The sequence below is a fragment of the Pseudarthrobacter sp. NamB4 genome (assembly GCF_005796185.1).
In the GTDB taxonomy this organism is placed as follows: domain Bacteria; phylum Actinomycetota; class Actinomycetes; order Actinomycetales; family Micrococcaceae; genus Arthrobacter.
On the sequence record NZ_VAHM01000033.1, the window covers coordinates 1 to 3,736 of the forward strand.

4 protein-coding genes and 1 pseudogene are annotated in these 3,736 nt (G+C 63.0%); 1 reads left to right on the forward strand and 4 read right to left on the reverse strand.

The window, feature by feature from the left end; all coding sequences use genetic code 11:
- Nucleotides 1–464 precede the first annotated feature (464 nt).
- The 3 genes from FDW81_RS18205 to FDW81_RS17885 form a co-directional block, all read right to left on the reverse strand.
- The gene (locus FDW81_RS18205) at nt 465–629 is read right to left on the reverse strand and encodes a hypothetical protein (RefSeq protein WP_171027277.1); all 165 of its coding nucleotides are present in this window, start codon (nt 627–629) and stop codon (nt 465–467) included.
- 14 nt (nt 630–643) lie between these two features.
- Nucleotides 644–1,276: a hypothetical protein gene (locus tag FDW81_RS17880; protein WP_240720414.1), complete on the reverse strand. Its 633-nt coding sequence runs from the start codon at nt 1,274–1,276 to the stop codon at nt 644–646.
- A 686-nt stretch (nt 1,277–1,962) separates the two neighbouring features.
- Complete coding sequence (locus FDW81_RS17885; RefSeq protein WP_138135545.1) at nt 1,963–2,361, reverse strand: nuclear transport factor 2 family protein; 399 nt, start codon at nt 2,359–2,361, stop codon at nt 1,963–1,965.
- Between the two features lie 127 nt (nt 2,362–2,488).
- Here FDW81_RS17885 and FDW81_RS18790 point away from each other — a divergent pair.
- Nucleotides 2,489–2,575, forward strand: a pseudogene (locus FDW81_RS18790) (hypothetical protein); the annotation flags it as partial.
- Between the two features lie 634 nt (nt 2,576–3,209).
- Here the strand turns inward: FDW81_RS18790 and FDW81_RS17895 are convergent.
- A complete protein-coding gene (locus tag FDW81_RS17895) occupies nt 3,210–3,581 on the reverse strand; it encodes a VOC family protein (RefSeq protein ID WP_138135546.1) in 372 nt (123 codons plus the stop codon).
- Nucleotides 3,582–3,736: the final 155 nt, after the last annotated feature.

Genomic DNA, 3,736 nt, shown 5'->3' on the forward strand with positions numbered 1-3,736 from the left:
ACTAGCCAGCGATCTCACACCGAATTACTTCTGTGACGTCGTTGTCGCTGAGCTCTTTGCCGGTCTCCCAGCTAACGTAGAGGCTGGGGCACGGCTTCGTGCTGATGCACATGAACCGCTCGGGGCGGACAGTCTCCGGGGCCAGCTTCCAGTCCGTCGGGATGGCGAAGCGCCCGGCGCGGAGAGCAATTCGGCAGTGACGCGATTCTCGGCGGACCGGACCGCGAAGAAAGCAGTGGCTCCCAGTACCAGGATCACCGCAAGGCCAACCGAACTTTGCGCTACACTGGTCGGTACTTTTCGGGCCCCTCCGGCGGCCGACGGCCCAGCCGCCAGCCCAGAGCATGACGACGAGAATCAGGGTCTCGGTGCCATTGAGGGCCAGGCTCAACGCCGCCATAACGTACGGGAGCCCAAAGACAACGAAGGCCGTCCCGACGATGGCCAGGAGCCAGCCCCGGGCCCTATGTACCGTCTCCGCTGCTGTTGACCTCGACACTAGTCTTCTGCCGCCGCTCATCGGCTTGGAGGATACCGTCACGGACTGCGGCGCGGATGACGCCGTAGAGGACGTAGACGAAGACCGCCGAGAAGACCACGGTCAGGATCATGCTGTCGAGAGCCATCATCCCTGCCCGCCCTCCTAAGGCCAGTACTTCTGGGCACCGGCCGCGGCCTCCCGGAGCTGGCCGCCGTCGATCGTGATGGAGGTTTCGGGCATTCCGAGTCCGGCCCACTGGGCTACGAGGCGGATGTCTCCCGGTGGTGGCAGCGGCCATAGCCACAGGCTGCCCTTACCGGCCATCTCGTCGTCACCGCCGTTTCCGCCGTGGTTTTGCAAGACGAGGGCGGGCGGGTCGGGCTGCTTGCCCGTGCTGGGCGGGTAGCGGGCGTGGAGCGTGGAGTCCGCCCGGGCCTTGGTACCGTCGGCCAGTTGGACACCGAGGAGAAGGGCTGCGAAGGGACGTCGGTCTATCGGCTGCATGCTGTGCGGGTGCCCAAAGAATGCCCCGTTCAGCTCGGCCCATGCTTCGTCGTCTTCCTGAGCCCGTCTCAGCGTCCATGTCAGATTGAAGGAGCAGCCGGTCGAATAGACCTTCGCGAGCTCGACGGCGAGTACAAAGTTCCGGCTGCGGTGCAGGAACTGCCCGACGTGAACAACTGCCGGGAGCTCATGGGCCGGTGCACCAGCCCACGCCGGCGGAACGTACCTTACGGTCCTACCAGGGCGTGGTTCTTCGGGTACTGGCAGGTCTTGGAAGAAGGTCACGGTCATCCTTGGGTCACTGGCGGCGACCGACCAGCGGAGCAGCGGCACTGCCGCCATGGATCCCCCAATCCGTCCTTACCACGCCAGTCTAGCGCCGGAGTTCATGCAGGTCTTTGGTGAAACCAAAGTGAGGATGCCGTGGCAAGCAGAGATGCGGCTTTACGTCATACTCGTGGTTGAGCAGTCGGCCGGCACGGCACGCGAAGAGAGTCACCGACCTTGAAATCCGACGCTCGCACCTTGCACTCCCTGGCCTCGCAGCATCATGCTCGCATTTCTGCACGCCCAGCCTAAGCGGTAGACCGTCTGCTGCCCCGAGGATGTGGCAGCAGATGAGGGTGGCCCCGAGCCGCGTGGGCCACCGCCGTGGGCCGGTCCAGTGTGGTTGGGGGACCGGCCCAAGGTCGTCACTTCCAGGACGCGCCATTGGGCCCCGCAAGAGTGTCATTGCCCGGGGAGACCATGGAGCTATGACGGCTCCAACTGTTGAGGCGGCGATCCGCGAAATGATGGATCTCGCCTGGAACGTTGTCTAAGACCTGCTCGAGCAGCGGGGCCTGCTCCGGCGGGTGGACGCCATCGTCTTCCACCACAATCTCCTGGGCACCGACGACCCGAAGTCCTACTTCAGAGAAGTGGTTCCGATTAGTCGAGCAGAAGGGGTCCGGGCGTCCGGCCGGCAGGACTTCCCGTCATCCACTTACCGTATCGCCGTGCCGGTGAGCCACCTTCCACTGGCCATCCTCACGTCGGTAGATCTGGGTTGCCCTCAGGACGTAGCTGCGGGTCTCACCGTTCACGGAGGCAGAGGTCTGTTCGAGGCCGGCTGTGTAGGCCATGTCGCCCACGACGTCGTAGGCGAGCAGCTCGAACTTGTACGACGTGCAGTTGGAGGACTGGTTGGCCAAGCCTGTGAACAGGTCGTCCAGTTCCTGCTGGCCGAAAGCGTTGCGCCACGCGCCCAGAACACTGACCGGCTCGCTGCGGGACCAAATTGCCCGCCGTGGACCCGCATCACCGTTGTGGATGGCCAGTTCCGCCTCGTACAGCGTGGACTTCACCCAGGCAAGAAAATCATCGGAGTCAGCCATGCGATCAGTATGCTCCTGCAGGCAGGCCAGCGACACCCATAAGCGAAGCGTGAATGCCCTGGCCACGGTCTGCAATATTGGTGCCAGCAATACCGGCAACTAAGAGGGCTGATCGACAGGCGCATGGGGCTACTTGCCGTTTGTGAACGACGACGCTTTGGACTGGCTGGACGAACTTGAAGGCGGGGGGCAGAGGTGGTCCGCAGGGCGTTGACCAAGGCAAACGGCGGCTATGTCGAGGCTCCGGAGGGCAGCATCGCCATCGCGGCCGCCTGCGGTAGCCCGGATCCGCGGGGCAGCTTATGCCCTTCCAATACATCAGCCCGCACTTCGGGTTTGATGCAGGGGATGGCGCTCTGTGCCGGGGCTCGGCGTGGTTACATCGTGTAGTTATTGCGGCGGGTCTTCTCGAACGACGATGCCGTCATCTCCGGGGAGTACTTTGCCTTGATTCCGCTGTGCTTCGTCCTCGTCGTTCAAGGCAACCGCGTCGCCCGGTGAGCAAGGGGCAGTAGCGCCCACTCGGTAGGAATTATCCGCTGCATGTGTATCGAAGCTGGCACGAAGGACTGGTCCGCCCTCGGCCAAGACGGTCGGGTGCGTTGTCGGATTTACGGTGCGTACTGTCATGCCGAGGGACCCCCAATACTCCAATCACCAACACACGCGACATCCAAAACCTCCAGGGTGACAACCAAAGAACCGCCGGCGAAAACACCCTTAGAGCTAGGACATGATGATCCTACTGATACAAACCGATAATTCCAACGAATAGAGAAAGCCCCTTTTCCGAGGGAGGGGGCCGTCCGCGTGCCTAGGCTACAGCGGTTTTGTGTCTTTTAGGACGGCTACGCGGAGGAAACCTGACTAACCAATCCCACCGTGTTCGCCTCGCTGTCCTTGATGAAGGCCATCCACTCCTCCGTCCCCGCGGGTCCGAGCCGGCCGTCGCCGTGTCTGAAGATCATACGCGGCTCGGCCACGACCTCCACTCCCCAGCCTTTGAGTTGCTGCACGGCCCGCCTCGCATCGGGAACGTCTAGGTAGAGAAGTGAGCTTGGCGCGCCCGGCTCCAGCAACAGCCGTACGCCGTCGAGGTCGAAGAAGAGCAGCCCGGGCGGATCAAACACGGCGGTAGGTTTCGCCGAGAGCAGCCTGCTGTAGAACTCCGCTGCTCGCTGGAGATCACTGGCGTGCTGAGCCACCTGAACCAAGCGCATGACCCCGCCTTTCCGGGTACGGTCGACGCCTCCATCCTGCTCGGGAAATAGGCGTGCGGGCAAGGGGCGCGTTGACTCATGAGAAAGGTCCGCGTAGCAGGATACGTTGCCTCATTGGAAAAGGTCCGGGAAGAGGCGAGGCGCGGACATCCTTG

Bases quoted from the DNA above. Each gene is read 5' to 3' on its own strand.
- FDW81_RS18205 (WP_171027277.1), bottom strand. From the start codon at position 629: ATGATGGCTCTCGACAGCATGATCCTGACCGTGGTCTTCTCGGCGGTC.
- FDW81_RS17880 (WP_240720414.1), bottom strand. From the start codon at position 1,276: ATGACCGTGACCTTCTTCCAAGACCTGCCAGTACCCGAAGAACCACGC.
- FDW81_RS17885 (WP_138135545.1), bottom strand. From the start codon at position 2,361: ATGGCTGACTCCGATGATTTTCTTGCCTGGGTGAAGTCCACGCTGTAC.
- FDW81_RS17895 (WP_138135546.1), bottom strand. From the start codon at position 3,581: ATGCGCTTGGTTCAGGTGGCTCAGCACGCCAGTGATCTCCAGCGAGCA.